Raw genomic sequence first — 16,607 nt, 5'->3', positions numbered from 1 at the left:
ATTCAAAGCAGCTTGCACGAAAGCCCAAGGGAACCGGGAAATCAGCGTAAGTCTCAGGTATCTTCGTTACAAGCAGCAAGTGAGAGAGAAACTTCGAAGTGAGGAAGGCTATGCGTTGTCGGTGCGGCGAATGGTCGAACCGGAGAGTGTGTTTGGGCAGTTGAAGAATAACCGGGGATTCCGGCGATTTCTGCTTCGAGGACTGACGAAAGTGAGCCTAGAGGTCGGATGGCTTTCGCTTGCCCATAATCTGCTCAAGCAAGAGGCAACAGACCGAAAAGCAAGAAATGGCGGTGACATCCTGATCACCGCCATTTCTTCATTTGAAACATTTTTTAATCGGACGAACCGTCCATCAAGTGAGCAAACCTACTTATGGGACAGCTCCTTTCCATGATTCAAGATCATGCCCTCTCACCACCGAACGGTGCAAATGGCATTTTCATATTCTTAGATCGTGCCCGATGCTAATTCGCCATCGCTTAGGCCTGTGCACCCTGCAGCTCGTGACGATCCGATTCGTCCCGAATGTCGCCCACGATTTCCTCCAGGATATCCTCCATCGTCACCAGCCCAATTGCCGTGCCGGATTCGTTCGCGACGACGGCCATATGAACGCGGATTTGCTGCATCTTGATCAGGACGTCCTTGATCGAAGATGATTCCGGAAAACGCGGCATGTCATGAATAAAGTCATTCACGCTGCAGTTTCTTCCGGCCGCTATGCCCGTCAGCATCTCCTTCGTATGGATAAACCCGATGAAATCCTCCGCGCGTCCCGCTTCCGTCACCGGGTAACGGGTATAGTCGTACTCGCCGAGAACTTCCAGGATATTGGCAAGGGGCCACCCTCGTTCTACTGTTACGATGCGATCTTTTGGGACCATGATTTCACGCAAGGTGCGCTCCTCAAAAGCAAATATATTGGTCAAATAACCCATCTCGGTTTGGTTAATTTCGCCGCTCTCGTAACTCTGATCCACGATCCACTTCAATTCCTCTTCGGAATGGACCGTTTCATGCCCTGCCGGCTTTACGCCGAATAATCGAAGCAGAAGACGCGAAGCTCCATTCAGTGCATAGATAAACGGATACATGATCTTCCCGAACCAATACAAGGGAGATGCCAGCAGTAACGTCATTTTCTCGGCAAATTGAATCGCTAATGTTTTAGGTGCCAGTTCCCCGATGACGACGTGCAGGAACGTAATGATCCCAAGGGCAATGGCATAAGAGAGTATCGTTGCAACCGCCGCCGGCACGTCGAATCGTTCAAACAGCGGATGCAGCATCCTTTCGACGGTCGGTTCGCCCAGAGCGCCAAGCACGAGGGCCGTAATGGTGATTCCAAGCTGGCAAGCGGACAAGTAGTAATCCAGCTCATGGGCTACCTTCTTGGCCGTGACTGCCCGTTTATTCCCCTCTGCAATCAATTGATCGATCTGGGACAGCCGCACCTTCAATATGGCGAATTCGGCGCCCACGAAAAATGCAGTCAGTCCTATAAACACAGCTACCAAAAATAAATTTAACACGATTATTCCGTCCAATGATTTCCCTCTTGCGAGGGATTCACCTCCAAAAAAGTTATGGTCTGAATGTACACGGGATCACTATGCCCTTGATCACCCGTGTCTGAGAATGACGTGTTTGATCTGGAAATTATCCGTTTCGGCTACGGCCCATACATGCTCACCATGCTGGATCTCATCGCCGTCTTGAGCCGTCGTGCCTTTCTGATACTGTATCCAGCCGCCGATCGTATCCATCTCCTCGTTATCCTCGAATACCAAGCCGAAGCGCTTCTCAAGCTCCTCCAAGAGAACCCGTCCGCTTATCAGGTATTCCCGTTCACCGATCTTGCGGATATCCGCCACTTCATCTTCATCGAATTCGTCGCGAATTTCCCCTACGATCTCTTCCAAGATATCCTCCAGGGTCAGAATCCCCGCCGTACCGCCGTATTCATCAATCACCAAAGCCATATGCATCTGCTCCTGCTGCATCTTCAGCATGGCATCCTGGATCGGCGTAAATTCAAGGACGACCGGGAGATCCCGAACGAATTCTTCCAGCTTGCGGTCTCGTCCGGCCACGATGTGGGGCAGCATCTTTTTGACGTTGACGACGCCAACCACCCGATCCTTGCTGCCGTCCTCGATGACAGGGTACCGCGTATAGTTGTGCTCATCCAGGATGCGGACGATGTCCGGGTGTTTCATGCCTTTATCCAGTGTGATCAGATCCGTTCTCGGTACCATAATGTCTTTGGCCACTCGCTCATCAAACGAAAACACGTTTTCCATGTAAGCCAGCTTGGTCTCATTGATCTCGCCACCCTGAAAGCTCTGCGCCATGACGATGCGCAGTTCCTCTTCCGAATAGGCCTGCTCATGGGGCGTAGGTTTCACGCCGAACAAACGAAGCAGCACGCGCGAGGCTCCATTTAACGCCCAAATGAACGGATACATCAACTTTCCAAACCCATACAGCGGAGCTGCAAGGAGCAGCGTCGTCTTTTCCGAGAATTGAATAGCCAAGGTCTTGGGCGCCATCTCCCCAACCACGACATGCAAAAATGTCACGAGAATAAACGCAATGGCGTAAGAGGCAATCGAGGCCGTTGAAGCCGATACGTCAAACCAATCGAATAGAGGGTACATGATGCGTTCAACGGCCGGCTTGCCGATGGCCCCGAGCCCCAGCGCCGTAACCGTAATGCCGAGCTGGCAGGCCGAGAGATAGTAATCGAGATCCCCGGCTACCTTTTTGGCAACAACCGCCTTCTTGTTTCCTTCCGTTATCAATTGATCGATCCGCGACATGCGGATTTTAACGACGGCGAACTCGGACGCCACGAAAAAAGCGGTCAACGCAATCAATATGGCAAGCATGATTAAATTAGTGATGGTAATAATATCCAATGATTTCCCTCTTCAGAGGGATTCACCTCCAGATTGAAATAAAGGCCCTATGTTGTGCATCAGAACAGGTCATGTCTATATACGATATTTCCATGAAAAAGAGGTAGTTCGCAGATGAGAATATTACAGCCTAATTCCGCAATTTGATCCATTTGCAATAACGCCTTCCCAATGTACTACCTCCTCTCCAGGAATCTATTTTTCATATTTACGAAAAAATTATATCATGACAGCCCTCAAACCATCCAGTTGCACGTTATGGTTTGAGGGCGGGTTCCAGCACGAATTCACATAATTCTCACTTGTTTGATGAGGTATATTCCTTCGTGGTACTAAATATGCCCTGTTATGTATTAAAATGTACGTTTCATCTATTGCTCATCCATTCATAACCATAATGGCATTCGTCTGGAGGGATCCGTGCAGGCTGGTTCAACTTACAGGAAAAAACCGCAGGATCGTGGCTGGATCCTGCGGTTTTTCCATCATGTTGTTACGTATTTCGTTATCCATGGAGATCGACGGTTTTGTTAATATCCGAGTCACCCTTCGGCTGTTGGCCCACCATTTTTTTGAAGAAGGCTTTCACCGTTTTAGTTTTGTTTCCGGTTTCCCAATACTCCGCGGTATCTGTATCCACCTTGATCAGAATAATGTTGGGATCGTCGTAGGACGTTTGCAGAAACTTCTCATATGCCGCATTCCAGAGCGCCTTTTTCCGCCCAAGGTCATCCACGACTCGGGCCGTTCCCCGAATCGATACATAGGAGTTGCCGACATAAGCGACATTGACGTTGGGATTGGCCGTAATTTCTTGATATTTGCTGGTGTCCCTTTTCGTTAAAAACCACAAATCGCCGTCGAATTCGATATCCTGCGTTTGCATCGGTCTGGAATTGATCCCGCCCTCCGATATCGTGGAGAACATCGCCGTTTCGATATCCTTAATAATATCCTTCACGGTCTCGACCGCTTCTTGGTTCACTACAGTTCCGTTTGACATCTGAATCACCCCATCCTTGTATTTAGTCTGTATTTACACTTCCCATAATTGAGTTAAACGATGAATCCTTTATAATTCCGTTTTCCTTTGCTGAGTCAATCTATCATGATCCAGGCAGAGCCTAAACCATCCGCCTGCACCAAAAAAAGCCGGAAACTGCCAGCGCAGTCCGACTTTTTGTGAACAATTCGTTATGATGAAGCTTACTTTATTTCTTTGTACCTTGCGCGCCACTATACACGCGCTTTGAATTCAAGTGCGTAAACAGATGAAGGTCGTAACCGATGCCCCCGCTGCCATGCTTCTACCGGCACCTTGCTTTCTTTGCACACAATATGATCCGGCTGGAATACGGAGTTAATATCATCGTAAGAATTGCCGGTGATTTCATAAAGGATCGTTTCACCGGAAGCCTCGAAGGCCTGCAGATCCAGCACGGCTGTTACCTCCTCCAAGCTGCGATTAACGATAAATACGGTGACATTGTTGCCGTCGTCATTCGTCCCGGCCACAATGTCCAGGTCCGGAAGCGCGTCTAGCTCCACAGGCGTCTTCTTGCTTGATGCCACGGAGAAAGTTCCACATTCCGCTTGAACGGGGAGAATACGCCGGACGTCCCGATTCGCGTAAAGCTTTAACACTTCATAAGTCGGCGTCCCGTATATCGTGAGCGGAAGCCCGCTCCATCCAGGCTCCTTGCCGCAATACTGATCCGCATAGTAGTCCCCGACCCGGATGCATCCTCCAAGCCAGCCATTCACAAGATCGGAGAAGCTGCCGATATGCACCATGTCGCTGCAGCGAATCATTTCGTTCAGGTTGGCGGCATTGGCCACCGCGGCTCCCAGCGTATGTTCGTTCGGCAGCCCTTTTCGCACCGTATTCGGATAGTACATTGTGTTGTACTCGGTGATCGCCAGCTTCACGTGGCTATGCTTCGACTGGGATCGGATCAGCTCCGTTGTCTGCCGGATATGGTGCCGGGTCCACTCGGGATAAGAGGCAATCGCTTTATATCGTTCCTCTGCCGGCGTATCCCGGTTCATGCCGAAGGGTCCGTAGCCGTGATACAAATGCAGCGTCAAATAATCCATATACTCGCCTGCCAGATCCAGCACGGTTCGGTTCCATTCCTGCTCGTAATGTCCACAGGCCAGCAGCACGATGGAATCGTCCGCCTCCTTCATGGCCCTGGCAAACGAGATCGTCCGCTCCGCAAACCGGTCTGCCGTACAAGTGCCGACCTGCCATTGGCCCCATACTTCGTTGCCGATCTCCCAATACTTGACGTTATATGGTTCAGGGAAACCGTTTCGGGCTCGCAGAGCTCCCATCGGCGTATCAACGCTCCCATTGCAGTATTGGATCCACTGCGCAGCTTCTTCAGGGGTACCCGATCCATCGTTCACGCATATCAAAGGCTCCACCTGCAGCTCGCGGCAAAAGCGGATGAATTCGTCCGTTCCGAAATATTTGCTGGTCCATCCTCCCCAAGCCTCGTTGTACATAACCGGTCTCTCCAGGACCGGTCCGATGCCATGCTCCCAATGGTAGGCGCTGATGTAATTGCCCGCGAGCCTCATCATGCCCGCATTCAGTCCTCTCGTCATCTCGATCACTTCACGCTTCACCATCGCAATGCTATCGATCGGCAGCAGGGACACGTGATCGATCCAGAGCATGCCGGTGGATACGTGATCGATCCACCTTGGATGCTCGGCCGGAACATACACCCGGATCTCGGCATCGCTGCAAGCGCGTGTTATGGACAGCTCTCCCTCGTATTCCTGCCAGTTGTGGCTGCACAGCTCCACGCGAAGCTGACCAAGCGTCTCTTTCGTGCGCCGATCCACGGCTTCGACCCTCACGTATTGAAGCTCAATGGAAGCACGGGCAACAAGCCGGACCGTATACTTCATCGGACCCTTTAATGCCGCTTTTTGCGCGATGCCAGCATAGGCTTCATCATCGCTCAGGATCCGGATGCGCTGGGCGCGTCCCGAATGCCGGGGTGCCGGCGCTTCCATGGCGTACCTGGTGTTACGCCCGTTGGTATAGGCGCGCCAGCTTCCCGATACCGGCGTCTTGGTCTCCGCCTCGCTTTCAAAATCCATGTCCTTTAACGGAAACGCGAGCATCGCCTCCATATGGTCCCGAATATCCTCCACAAAGTGCCCGAACAGATAAGGATTGATCGTATGCTCGCTCTTTTGGCTGCAATCAATGGTAATCGTTGCGTTCGTATTCAACATAAAACCTCCCAAAGGAATTTTAGGCTGGCCCGTGCGATCGGTATCGGAAATCAACCTTTAATCGATCCAATCATGACGCCTTTAACGAAATGCCGTTGCACGAACGGATACATCAGCAGTACAGGTAAACTTGAGACGATAATTACCGCGTATTTAATACTCTCGGCAAGTAAAATTTTATCCTCCAGTCCAACGCTGCCGTCCACGGAAGCGGATTGGCTGATCAGCAGAATTTCGCGCAGCACCAGCTGAAGCGGGTGCAAATTCTCGTTACGAATATAGATGAGCGCATTAAAGAATGAATTCCAGTGACCTACCGCATAAAACAAAACCATGACTGCCAGGATCGGCTTGGACAGAGGCAGAATGATACTGAAAAGCAGCCTCCAGTTGGAGCAGCCGTCGATATGGGCGGCCTCCTGCAGCTCCCAGGGAATGCTCGATTGGAAATAGGTCCTCATCACAATCAGATTGTAAGTGGCGATGGCGCCGGGAACAATCAGCGCCCACATCGTATCGACCATTCCCAAATCCTTGACCAGCAGATACGTTGGAATCAACCCTCCGCTGAAGAACATGGTCAGCGTAATAAACACCATGATGGCATTGCGCCCCGGAAGATCCGGCCTCGATAGCGGGTAAGCCGCCAAAATCGTCATGATAATATTGATCACTGTACCGACAATCGTATAGAAGATCGTGTTGCGATATCCTATCCATATCTTTTCGTTTTGCAAAATATTCGCATAGGCATCCAGCGTGACGCTTTTCGGCAGCAGCCAAACTTCGCCGTTCAATACCCTTGTCGGATCACTGAACGAAGCGCTGACAATAAAAATCAACGGGTACAGCACAATGACGATAATGATCGCGGCGATCACGTATAGGATGACATCGAATACCCGCTCATTCGCGGCTTCTTTTACTATCGACGGCTTGGGCATGGCGCGTCCCCTCCTTTACCATAAGCTTGTCTCTGACGTCTTACGCGCAATCCGGTTTACGAACAGCAGCAGGATCAGATTGATGACCGAATTAAACAGCCCGATCGCTGCCGTGTAACTGTATTCTCCCTTTAAAATACCTGTCGTGTAGACAAACGTGGAAATGACGTCGCTCGATTCCAGATTCAAGTTGTTCTGCATCAACAATATTTTCTCAAAACCAATGTTCATGAAATGGCCGATATCCAAAATAAGCAAAATGATAACGACAGGCGCGATTCCCGGCAAAGAGATGTGCCAAATACGCCGCAGCCTCGACGCCCCGTCCATCTTGGCCGCCTCGTAGAGCTGCGGGTTCACCCCGCTCAGAGCCGCAATATAGATGATGGACTGCCACCCCATGTTCTGCCAGATGTTAGATCCTATAAAGATGGTCTTGAACCAGCTAGCTTCCTCAAGAAAACGGATCGGCGTACCGCCGACGGCCTCAATCAACAGATTGATCGGACCGCTATTGGGCGAGAGGAACACGTTCAGAATGCCAACGATCACAACCACCGAAATAAAATGTGGAATGTACGTAATGTTTTGTAGCCATTTGCTGAAGGTCTTGTTGCGTATTTCATTGATGATCAGCGCCAGCAAGATCGGAATCGGGAAGGCGATCAACAAGGAAAACAAATTGATGGACAGTGTATTCCACAACAGCCGCCAAAAATAATACGAATCAAAGAAGCGTTCGAAATGCCCGAAGCCCTCCCAGCTGCTGCCGAGGATTCCTTTTGCCGGATTGAAATTTTTAAACGCGATCTGCAGCCCGTACAACGGACCATAATGAAAGACCAGATACCAGACGACCGGCAGAAGCAGCATGAGATACAGGTCATATCGCTTGGCCATTTGCCTTAAAAGGCGGGGACCCCGCCTCGAATCGCTTCGAGGCAGAGCCATCGATGTATCGGCTTTGACACGCTTCATGGGCATCCACTCCTTATCCATGATGTAGCAGCATTATTTCTGCATCTTGTCATAGGCATCCTGATACAATTGCTCCAGCTCGCCTACTTTCATCTTCTTGAGCGTGGATTGGAATTCTCCCCACTTGTCGAAGCTAAGGGCGCCAACAATGAATTTCGTGCTTTGCTCTTCGTAATATTTGTCGATATCGTTGCGCAGAATGTTGACCTGCTGTGCGGTTTGTTCATCAAACATCGGAGCCGCATAACGGACCTCCGGCATGAACGGATCCAGTTTCTGCTGCGCTTCCTTCACCTGCGGCGGATTGATGAAAGATGCAACCTGCTCGCTGATGAGATGAGGTGCCCCTCCGCCGGCGTAAGGCGTGATTTTGGCCTGATTGGTAATATCCTTCAGGAAATCTTCGGTATAGAACGGAATCCCGTCCTTAAGTTCATAATGCTCCCCTTCCCTGCCGAATCTCAGAAGCGTCGATCCTTCGTCACTATAGAAATAGTCGATCCAGCGCATCGTTACTTCCGGGTATTTATTAATGGATGTGATGGCAAAGGCTCCAAAATCCCGCGCAATCGGCAAGGCCTGGCTTTGCATCCGATCTCCGTTCGGGCCAGCCGGAGGCGCGATTCCGGTATACTGGTCCTGGATTGACAAGAAATTATTGTTGGTCTGGTCAAAGAAGAATCCCGCATTGCCCGACCCCTGCTTGGCCAAATATTGCGCTTCGGTGTGTGAGAAAATCTCGGGATCCAGAAGCTTCTCCTTGTAAAGCTTGTTTAAGTACATGAGCATCTCTTTATTCTTGTCGCTGCCCATCCAGATGCTAACTTTGTCATTCTCGATATTGACGTTATAGCCGAGCTGGGAATCCAGTCCGAATGATCCGCTCATTGCGGCCACAACCGGCAATCCGAGCCGAGCCGTCATCGGGATTTCGTCCTGTTTACCGTTGCCGTTCGGGTCCCCGTCACGGAAGGCCAGCAGCACGTCATACAATTCGTCCGTCGTCTCCGGCACCTCCAGATTCAGCTTCTCCAGCCACATCTGGTTGATCCATTTCTTATCCGTCCGTGCCGCGCCCAGTGTTACAATGCCCGGAATCGCATAGATATGCCCCTCCGGCGTTGTGATGCCCGAGCGAATTTCGGGATATTGCTCCATCAATTTTTTCAGATTCGGAGCATATTCATCGATAAGGCCTTCCAGCGGAATCAATTGCCCTGCCGATCCGTAGCGAACGGCCTCGAGCGGTGATAGGCCGGAACGGAACAAGGCATCAGGCAGCTCGTTGGAGGCGAACAACAGATTTTTCTTCTCCTGGAAACCATCCGTCGGCGCTTCAATGAATTCTACCTTCACATTGCTCAATTTCTCGTAATCCTGAAATACCGGCATCTCTTTGAACGGACCGTTCACGGGTGCAATCCGGGTGAACATCTTGAGGTCCACGGGCTGCTCTACAATCGGAAACCCTGTAGCATGAACCACATTCTCTGTACTTTCGGGTGTTGCTTCTTTCTTCGAACCTCCATCGGAACTGCATCCGGCCAGCATCAAGCTGGAAGCGATCATCGTGATGACCGCGTTTCTTCCCCAGCGTTTACGCATAAATAAACGACCCCCATATCCCTTCATTCACCAAGCGCCATTTGTAAGCGTTTACTATTGGTGTGTGATTATTATAATTCACCCTTCAAGACGGCCCATTACAAAAATATGACCATTTACTCCACATATTTTACGGTTTGGAAGCGGCGGCCTCCCCGCACGGTTCTTCTGCCGATCTGAATACTTGGTTTTTGGCCTATCCTCTTCCCAAGCGGTTCAAATACTCCTGCGGGGTTACCCCCGTTATTTCCTTGAATACTTTAAAAAAATAGTTATGGGTCGTGAAACCCACTTGATTGCTGATTTCCTTGATCGAGTATTTGCCGCTTTCCAGCAGCTTCCGCCCTGCGTCAATTCGAACCCGATTCAGATACTCCGAGAACGTCCGCTGCGTCTCTTCCTTGAATATTCTGCTTAAATAAGAAGAGTTCAGGCCGATTGCGCCGGCGGCAAGCTCCAGCGTGACATAACCCGGATACCTCTCCAGAATAAAATGAACGGCCTGCGTGACATGCCGGGAATAAGGCCCTCCTGCACGGTGCTGCTTCAGCAGGCTAAGCAAGCCCGCATAGTATGATTGCAGCCATTGCACCAACTCCCCGACACTGCCGATTCTTCCGAGCTCGCTTCTTGAAGGAAGCTTCTCCTTCACGGCTTCCGCAGATGGCATCCATGTCTTCCATGCCTTATCCCCGGTTTGCATGAGCTCGCTGACTATCATTTGGACCGTATGCGAATGGATAGGCAGATGGCAGATCGAAGCAAAGATGGAGGAGATTAACCCGTGCACGTCTTCGATGTCCAGCCTTTCAATCGAAAGCAGAAGCTGTTTGTGTTCCTCGATCGTCAACGATACGCGCTGCTGGTTTCCGCCCGCAAGTCCCCCGGCCCGGCCCGGTATCCTTGGAGCCGCACTGCTTCCCGACGGTTCCGCAGTGGAAGCGTCGAGCACCCGCTCAGCGGAGCTATAACTTGAGCCGAGTTGTGACAAGCTGGTGCATACATGTCCGACGGAGACGACGCATTTTAAATTAAGGAACAGCTCAAGCGCATGCTGAAGCTTCCTCATCCGTCCGGCTATTTCGTTCTTGATGGCATGCTCGCTCCGCTCCTTGAACGCAAACACAATAATAAACCTTCCATCCTCCACATAAGCCGCCGTCCGCTCCTGAATATCACCCAAGCTCTGCTGCATCATATCGACCACCTGCTGAACCAGCCGGTTCGTTTGCACGTCGCTGTATGACTCCGTCAGCAGCAGGAACGGAACAATCTGCACAGCCGCTGCCGCATAACTTAACGCGTGGGTGTACAGGCGGTTTTTTTGTAAAAAAGCCTCCACCTCCGTGGTTGCATCCTTCCTCCCGCTAACGAGATACACGATATAATCACGGAGCAACACGGGACTCGGCCTTTCGGCCACGGCCTCGTTAGCCATGCGTTCTTCCAGCAACCGGTCCTCCTGCCGCAATTCCATGACCGCTTTATTTAACAGGGTGACCAGCGCTGCACCGTCCAGCCGATGCTTCAACAAATAATCAATGGAGCCGTTCTTCAGGCACTCCCGCACGTAGTCATAATCATCATAGCTGCTGAGCATAATCGTCTGAATGAACGGAAACCGTTCTTTGATCGCCCGGTTGAGCTCTACGCCGTTCATTTCGGGCATATTCACGTCAATGATCGCAATATGCGGGGGAGACTGCTCAATCATGGCCAAGGCCATCAATCCGTTATGCGCTTGGCCGCATAATTCGAATCCATGCTCATTCCAGTCCAATAACGTTCTCAGATCATGCCGCACGAGCGGCTCATCATCAACGAGCAGCACTTGAAACATGGCTTTATATCACCTCTTGTCGGGATTTGTCCGAACTCTCCATTTTTTTCGGCAGCCGGATCTCGGCCTTTGTATATAATCCCGGCTCACTGTACAGCTTGACGCCGTATGAATCGCCGTACATGTGAACGATCCGCTCATGCACATTGCGTACGCCCATACCGCTAAAACGGGAGGTTTCCCCCTTCGTGCCCGTCCCACCCAGCAGGTGCGCCCTTTGCCCTTCCGTTATGCCCTTGCCATTGTCGATCACTTCAATCCTCAGATCGCTGCCCTCATCGCATACGCGTATCAGCACGAGCCCTTCCTGCTCCATCGCTCCGATTCCATGAATGATGGCATTCTCCACAAGGGGCTGCAGCATCAGCTTCAGCATCCGGCATTCCAGCAAAACGTCGTCCTCGATCTGGGTAACCATCCGGATCGGCTCCATATACCTGTACTTCACGATCGAGATATAGCGTTCAACATAATCCAGCTCCTCCCTCACCGTCAGAAATTCACTGGAATTGCCCAGAACGCCGCGCATAAGCTCAATCAGCGATCCGGACACCTCTTCGATATTCGGCACGCCATTCATCTTGGCCAAATACTTGATCGTGTTCAGCGAGTTGTATAAAAAATGGGGATGAATTTGCGCCTGAAGCGCCGTTAACTCAGCCTCCCGCTTCTCTTTCTCACTGACCCGGATCCCTTCCAGCAGTCTCTTCAATTCCTCCACCATGCTGATAAAGACGCGGTACAGCTGCCCGGTCTCGTCTTCGCTTGTTATCTCTTTTCTCGGAAACGTCAGATTCCCTTCCTTCACAAACATCATTAAGGACTTCAACCTCCGGATATTAAGGGTGATTCGGGAAGATACCTGCAGCGAACCGATCAAGACAACGATGAAGACGATAACCGATACCTCCGCCAACAGTTTACGGAGCCTTGTCGATTCGCTAAGCAGCGAATCCATCGGTATCAAAGCCAGGGTAGTCCATCCCGTATAACCGGATTGGCGGCTGACAACGATGTAGTCTCTGCCGTCAATGGCTTGCTTGATGGCATCCCCATTCCCTGCGAGTTCTCCGTGGATGCTGAGGATCTTCTCGAACGACGGGGCGAAGGACGGCGCCGATTCGGCCTCATAGACAAACCCGCCCTGCTTGTCCAGCACATAGACCATGCTATCGGTGGTCGGCTTCACGCCATATGTTTTTTGGATGAAATCATAATTCAAATCCACCATGACAACCCCGATCGGTTCCCGGTTATATCGGATCTCCCGCCCGATCGTGATGGCATCCGACACCCCGATCTGCTTGAAATACGCATGACGCGATCCATTCTGGAGCATGTACTCCATCATTCCGGTCCCCAAGACCGTCTTGTCCAGCCACGGACCACCCGAGAAAAATACCTTGCCGTTCAAACCGACCACGGCAATTCGTGAAATATAAGGCTTGTAATCAATCAGCACGGATAGAAACTCATCGATCCGTTTCTGCTCTTGAAACCATTCATAGCTAATTTCTTCATGAGGGCTCAGTAAGGTGTCGATCACCGTGTTTTTGTTGGTCACCACGACGGTGTTCAGCCGGTCGATCTCTTCCAGCATCATATTCAGTGATTCATCCGCCTGCCTGATGCTGTCCGAAACCGAGGTGATCGCATTTTGCATGATCGTCTCGCGCATGCTCATATACACGATGACCGTAATGGAGACGATGGACACGAGCGTAACCGCACTGAACGCAATGAAGATTTTCCCCTGAATACTTCGTCTGGGTGATATCCACCTTTGAATCGTAGAGAGTTTCATGGCGCGTGTCTCCTTTTTCCAGATCAGAAGCAATCGATAGTAAACGTTTACAAAAACACATTGCCTTCCGTACGGTCATCATTGAGCTCCGCGCATGGTTATGGGAGGCACCTTATAATAAATCTTGAAAGCCCTGGTGAACGAATACAAATTCGGATAGCCGAGAGACAAGGCAATCTCGGTAATCGTTGCGTCCGTTTCTTGTAACAACCGTTTCGCCTTTTCCATTCGTATGCGCTGAAGGTATTTTAACGGCGGCAATCCTACCTGATGGGTGAACATGTTGGAGAAGTACGACCGATGCACCCCCGCGAATTCGGCAACCTGTTGTACGGAAATTCCCTCGGTAGCATGCAGCTCCATATAATCCAAACACTCGTGAATCCATCCCGCTAGCTCCGTCGGCTGTGCGGAAGCCATATCCGGGACCATGCCGGCGAGCAGTCCATAAATCAAGCCGTGCAGCTCCAGCGATACCGCCGGTTTCCAGCGCTCGATACCGGCCAGGGCATCAATCACGCGTTCGGAGGATTCTTTGACTCTAGAGGATATCATTTGTTTGCCGAACGGGCTTTCCGGAAATAAACCAGCCAGCTCCAACAACGGCTTGACCCTGTTCCCGTCCACTGCCAACCAGCTCATCTGAAGCGGTGAATCCGCGGGAAGCATGTGATAATAATAGGTCCGGCCCGGGAACAGGCAGAACAGATCATTCTTCTGCAGATCCACTCGCTTGTCATCGAACTCTAGCCGTACCATGCCTTCATGTACAAAATGCAGGCTATAACACTCGATTCGCTTCGGTCCGACTCTGTAATTGGGCTTGGCAATGCTTCGCCCAGCCCGGACAGGCCAGATCTGTTCCTCTTTATCCAAATATCCCGGCGTATAATAGATGAATTCCGCATATTCATATTCGTATTCCTGCATCATGGCTCCCTCCTCTTCCTTCATTTTTCCATCAAGAATAACAAAATGACAACAAAAATATAACACCTCGCTATTTTTATAACCCGTTATTTTCAATATCATCATACTAGGAGGGGATTACACTTGTCGAGAAGACCTAACATTTTGCTAATCACAAGCGATCAGCAGCATTGGAATACAATCGGAGCCTTTCAGCCTGAAATCTCTACGCCCAACCTGGACCGCCTTGCGCGTCAAGGGACGACGTTCGATCGGGCGTATTGCCCCAATCCCACCTGCACGCCGAGTCGAGCTTCCATCATTACGGGGCAGTACCCGAGCCAGCATGGAGCATGGACCTTGGGGACAAAGCTGCTGGAAGACCGCCATACCGTGGGAGAAAGCTTCCAAGACGCAGGCTACCGGACCGCGCTGGTGGGAAAGGCGCATTTTCAGCCGTTGAAATCAACGGAAGATTACCCATCCGTAGAGGCCTACCCGATTCTTCAGAATTTGGAGTATTGGAGGAATTTTAACGGCCCTTTTTACGGATTCGATCACATCGAGCTGGCCCGCAACCATACAAATGAGGCCCATGTCGGACAACATTATGCTTTATGGCTCGAGGAGCAAGGATGCGTCAATTGGCGGGAGTACTTCCTACCGCCTACGGGAACCATGGATCCTTCCCAAACGTACACCTGGCCCATCCCGGAAAAATACCACTACAACACCTGGATCGCTGATCGAACCAACTCTCTTTTGGAAGAATATAAGAAAGCGGATGACCCCTTCTTTATGTGGGCGAGTTTCTTCGACCCGCACCCGGAATATCTGGTGCCGGAACCATGGGATTCGATGTATGATCCGGAAAAACTCACGATCCCATCCCTGACGCCCGGTGAGCATGACCGCAATCCGCCGCACTTCCGCTTGACGCAGGAAGAAGATCCGGATTTTTCGCATCTCGCTGAAACCGGGTTCGGCATTCATGGCTACCGTTCCCATCATTATTACGAATACGGCTCGAAATCCAGGTTAACGGAGTACGACAAGAAGAAGCTGATCGCTGTGTATTACGGCATGATCAGCATGATGGATAAGTATATCGGCAAAATTCTCGATAAACTGGATGAACTGGGACTGTCCGAGGATACAATCGTTGTCTTCACCACTGATCATGGACATTTCTTCGGCCAGCATGGCCTTCAAGCCAAGGGCGGGTTCCATTACGAGGATTTGATCAAGCTTCCATTCATTGCACGATATCCAGGACGGGTGCCTACCGGAAAAAGGACAACTGCAATGCAGTCCCTGGTCGACCTGGCCCCTACCTTCCTCTCCTTCTGCAATATACCGATCCCGCCAGCGATGACGGGCATCGACCAAAAGGAAGTGTGGCTCGGTCACGCGGACGCCGCGCGGCAGCACGCTATCTGCGAATTCCGGCACGAGCCTTCGACAATTCATCAAAAAACGTACATCGAGCAGCGCTATAAGATCACCGTTTATTACAATCAAACCTACGGCGAGCTTTTTGACTTAGATGCAGATCCCGGCGAACTGCGCAATTTATGGGACGAACCGGGGTACGAGCAGCTGAAGGCAGAGCTTCTGCTCAAATATATCTGGGCCGAGCTTGGCAAGGAGCCGATGCCGATGCCGAGAATTCATCACGCCTAATGGAAAGGAAAAACGCATACTTTAGCAGGCTGAAAGAACGGTTAACGCTGCTGGCCCGGCTATTTTGGACCTTCTTTCGCATCGGGCCTTCCACCTTCGGAGGCGGATATGCGATGCTGCCCATAATTGAGCATGAAGTGGTGAGCAAGAAAAAGTGGGTAAACGAGGAGGAAATCGGTGAACTTATCTCGCTTGCTGGTTCCGCTCCCGGCGGAGTCGGGGTGAATGCGGCCGCGATGATCGGCCACCGGCAAGCCGGTATTGCCGGGGCTGTTTCGGCTGTGCTTGGCGTGACATGTCCCACGTTTTTGATCGTGATCCTGATTAGCTTAGGTGCCGTTTTTTTTCGGGATCAACCCAAGGTGGAAGCTGCTTTAAAGGGGATGCATGGCGCCGTTATTGCGTTGATCGCTGTCGCGGCTTACCGGATGGCCAAACATGCCGTCTTTGATGCAACGACAACGATATCCGCCCTTGCCACCGTATCCGTGATGCTGTTTACAGGCGTGCACCCCCTCTATCTTATTGCGCTAAGCTTACTATGCGGAATGGCCGTCATTCAGATCAAAAAACGGCTGGGCCTTCAAGCGAATACAGAGAAGAAGGCTGCGATCAACAGCTGCCCAGAACTGGAATATTACATTTGAGCGAAACGAATCGGGGCG

At 51.1% G+C, this 16,607-nt stretch carries 12 protein-coding genes and 1 pseudogene; 3 read left to right on the top strand and 10 right to left on the bottom strand.

The window, feature by feature from the left end; translation table 11 throughout:
* Positions 1 to 283 (top strand): annotated as a pseudogene (locus J7E85_RS28775) (transposase); the annotation flags it as partial.
* A 199-nt stretch (positions 284 to 482) separates the two neighbouring features.
* Here the strand turns inward: J7E85_RS28775 and J7E85_RS28770 are convergent.
* The 10 genes from J7E85_RS28770 to J7E85_RS28725 all read right to left on the bottom strand — a co-directional run bounded on the left by J7E85_RS28770 (position 483) and on the right by J7E85_RS28725 (position 14,280).
* Positions 483 to 1,550, bottom strand: a complete 1,068-nt coding sequence (locus tag J7E85_RS28770; protein ID WP_215163338.1) for a hemolysin family protein — start codon at positions 1,548 to 1,550, stop codon at positions 483 to 485.
* A 75-nt stretch (positions 1,551 to 1,625) separates the two neighbouring features.
* Positions 1,626 to 2,924 (bottom strand): hemolysin family protein, encoded by a 1,299-nt coding sequence (locus tag J7E85_RS28765; protein ID WP_215163336.1) that lies wholly within the window; start codon positions 2,922 to 2,924, stop codon positions 1,626 to 1,628.
* Between the two features lie 505 nt (positions 2,925 to 3,429).
* The gene (locus tag J7E85_RS28760) at positions 3,430 to 3,927 is read right to left on the bottom strand and encodes a pyridoxamine 5'-phosphate oxidase family protein (RefSeq protein ID WP_215163334.1); all 498 of its coding nucleotides are present in this window, start codon (positions 3,925 to 3,927) and stop codon (positions 3,430 to 3,432) included.
* 233 nt (positions 3,928 to 4,160) lie between these two features.
* Positions 4,161 to 6,176 carry an alpha-L-arabinofuranosidase C-terminal domain-containing protein gene (locus J7E85_RS28755; RefSeq protein WP_215163332.1) on the bottom strand — a complete coding sequence of 672 codons (2,016 nt, stop codon included), beginning with the start codon at positions 6,174 to 6,176 and terminating at the stop codon, positions 4,161 to 4,163.
* A gap of 53 nt (positions 6,177 to 6,229) precedes the next feature.
* On the bottom strand, positions 6,230 to 7,123 hold the full coding sequence (locus tag J7E85_RS28750; protein ID WP_215163330.1) for a carbohydrate ABC transporter permease: 894 nt from the start codon (positions 7,121 to 7,123) through the stop codon (positions 6,230 to 6,232).
* A 15-nt stretch (positions 7,124 to 7,138) separates the two neighbouring features.
* Positions 7,139 to 8,101, bottom strand: a complete 963-nt coding sequence (locus tag J7E85_RS28745) for an ABC transporter permease (RefSeq protein WP_098741872.1) — start codon at positions 8,099 to 8,101, stop codon at positions 7,139 to 7,141.
* A gap of 33 nt (positions 8,102 to 8,134) precedes the next feature.
* A complete protein-coding gene (locus tag J7E85_RS28740) occupies positions 8,135 to 9,706 on the bottom strand; it encodes an extracellular solute-binding protein (protein WP_215163328.1) in 1,572 nt (523 codons plus the stop codon).
* A 196-nt stretch (positions 9,707 to 9,902) separates the two neighbouring features.
* On the bottom strand, positions 9,903 to 11,546 hold the full coding sequence (locus tag J7E85_RS28735; RefSeq protein WP_215163326.1) for a response regulator transcription factor: 1,644 nt from the start codon (positions 11,544 to 11,546) through the stop codon (positions 9,903 to 9,905).
* Between the two features lie 4 nt (positions 11,547 to 11,550).
* Positions 11,551 to 13,350, bottom strand: coding sequence for a sensor histidine kinase (locus J7E85_RS28730; protein WP_215163324.1), 1,800 nt, complete (start codon positions 13,348 to 13,350; stop codon positions 11,551 to 11,553).
* 78 nt (positions 13,351 to 13,428) lie between these two features.
* On the bottom strand, positions 13,429 to 14,280 hold the full coding sequence (locus tag J7E85_RS28725; RefSeq protein WP_215163322.1) for an AraC family transcriptional regulator: 852 nt from the start codon (positions 14,278 to 14,280) through the stop codon (positions 13,429 to 13,431).
* A gap of 123 nt (positions 14,281 to 14,403) precedes the next feature.
* On the opposite strand from J7E85_RS28725, the gene J7E85_RS28720 reads away from it, so the two are divergent.
* Both J7E85_RS28720 and J7E85_RS28715 read left to right on the top strand, forming a co-directional pair.
* Positions 14,404 to 15,942 carry a sulfatase family protein gene (locus tag J7E85_RS28720; RefSeq protein ID WP_215163321.1) on the top strand — a complete coding sequence of 513 codons (1,539 nt, stop codon included), beginning with the start codon at positions 14,404 to 14,406 and terminating at the stop codon, positions 15,940 to 15,942.
* Positions 15,942 to 16,589: a chromate transporter gene (locus tag J7E85_RS28715; RefSeq protein ID WP_215163320.1), complete on the top strand. Its 648-nt coding sequence runs from the start codon at positions 15,942 to 15,944 to the stop codon at positions 16,587 to 16,589. The genes J7E85_RS28720 and J7E85_RS28715 overlap by 1 nt, the downstream gene beginning before the upstream one ends.
* The last annotated feature ends 18 nt before the right edge of the window (positions 16,590 to 16,607 follow it).

The organism is Paenibacillus sp. ISL-20, assembly GCF_018613005.1.
Lineage (GTDB): Bacteria > Bacillota > Bacilli > Paenibacillales > Paenibacillaceae > Paenibacillus_AQ.
Note: the sequence above shows the minus strand (reverse complement) of the source record. Positions and strands in the feature narration are given on the sequence as shown.

Excerpts from the sequence above, each read along its gene's own strand:
- J7E85_RS28745 (WP_098741872.1), bottom strand. The coding sequence starts at position 8,101 with ATGAAGCGTGTCAAAGCCGATACATCGATGGCTCTGCCTCGAAGCGAT.
- J7E85_RS28760 (WP_215163334.1), bottom strand. The coding sequence starts at position 3,927 with ATGTCAAACGGAACTGTAGTGAACCAAGAAGCGGTCGAGACCGTGAAG.
- J7E85_RS28750 (WP_215163330.1), bottom strand. The coding sequence starts at position 7,123 with ATGCCCAAGCCGTCGATAGTAAAAGAAGCCGCGAATGAGCGGGTATTC.
- J7E85_RS28730 (WP_215163324.1), bottom strand. The coding sequence starts at position 13,350 with ATGAAACTCTCTACGATTCAAAGGTGGATATCACCCAGACGAAGTATT.
- J7E85_RS28715 (WP_215163320.1), top strand. The coding sequence starts at position 15,942 with ATGGAAAGGAAAAACGCATACTTTAGCAGGCTGAAAGAACGGTTAACG.
- J7E85_RS28740 (WP_215163328.1), bottom strand. The coding sequence starts at position 9,706 with ATGCGTAAACGCTGGGGAAGAAACGCGGTCATCACGATGATCGCTTCC.
- J7E85_RS28735 (WP_215163326.1), bottom strand. The coding sequence starts at position 11,546 with ATGTTTCAAGTGCTGCTCGTTGATGATGAGCCGCTCGTGCGGCATGAT.
- J7E85_RS28725 (WP_215163322.1), bottom strand. The coding sequence starts at position 14,280 with ATGCAGGAATACGAATATGAATATGCGGAATTCATCTATTATACGCCG.